Annotated in this window: 1 protein-coding gene; it reads right to left on the bottom strand. The window is 37.2% G+C overall.

Annotation, left to right across the window (positions count from 1 at the left end; all coding sequences use genetic code 11):
- Positions 1 to 1036 (bottom strand): DUF8370 family protein (locus tag A4R26_RS10765; RefSeq protein WP_081163791.1); only part of this gene is annotated, 1036 nt, incomplete at its 3' end.
- Positions 1037 to 1212: the final 176 nt, after the last annotated feature.

Below are 1212 nucleotides of genomic sequence, written 5' to 3'. Positions count from 1 at the left end.
CAGCCACTGCAAATAAGAGCAATTGTGGAAATCGCTCCGGCCGAAGACTCCCATTATTGTCATAAAGATGTTCCACCAAACCATTGAACTCAATCAGGCTAGAGTACTGCTGACAAATTTTTTTTACGATTGCTAAAATGTTATCAGATGTTATCGATCCATATCTTTTAAGATTGATCTGATATTTTTCAGAGATTTGCTTTCCTAAAACGTCCCACAATAAAATCCCTAAATGGTCAACCTCAAAATCATATCCATTCCCTGGTCTATTTTTATATTTTTCTAAAAGCTCTTTAAGTAATTCCGGATTATTTATAAGCAATCTACGAAGCTCCTCCTTAGAGTATCTTGCTGCTGCTTTTTTCCATGTTACTCCTATAAGATTATTAAGAATTTGCCTTAATGATTCGTTATATGCTGCCGCAATATGAACATCCTCCCATTCCTCCGCTACGGGTAAGTCACTCAATAGACTTTTTGGTATAAAAATTATTTGTTTACCGCCAGGTGTTGTTGGAACAATAACTTCCAATTCCCTGGCTACCCTATTTGTGAAAGAAACAAATTCCTCCTCTAATATAATAGACATCATATCGCTTATGCGATCGGGCCCGATCCTTTCCTCAAGAACGGGAACTAACTCAAAAATAGCTGGATCGCTGATTCCAGCATCAACAATTTCCTTTGCAGTTTTTAAAATCCTTTCTGCGGTTTCCGGCCCAATACCGCTGCCTGCAGTTCCTTTTTCAGAGTACCCTAAACTAGAATGCAAACCTTCCCCAAATGTTAATTTCTTTAAGGCGGCCCGCCATAAAGCATCGCCTTCCTTCTTTGAGTGCTTAATCAAGCGCAGAATATCTGTAAAGTAAGTAGAAACCTTTTCTTTCGCTTTTATAAATTCTGGAATTCGACTTTTGCCTAGCAATGCAGGATCAAGGTGCAATCGACTATCAAAGTCAATTGTAGAGTCAAAAACTCCTTTTTCCTCCAGGTTTTCCCGAGTGACACCCAATATTTTACTCAATCTTCTCGGCATATAACTTAGGGGTTAGAACCATCAGTCTGATGACCTAACAGTTAGTTAATCGTTAGATTAATAAATTTAACAAGATTTGACAACATAAATATGAAGAAATTTTCACCTAATTTGAATATCCCTATCCATGATGACTTTCACATTTCAGGTTATATGTTGTAGAAAAAAGGTAACTT

This window comes from Niastella populi (genome assembly GCF_002078015.1).
In the GTDB taxonomy this organism is placed as follows: domain Bacteria; phylum Bacteroidota; class Bacteroidia; order Chitinophagales; family Chitinophagaceae; genus Niastella; species Niastella populi.
The sequence above is the reverse complement of the archived record's forward strand: the minus strand, read 5'-3'. Positions and strand labels throughout refer to the sequence as shown.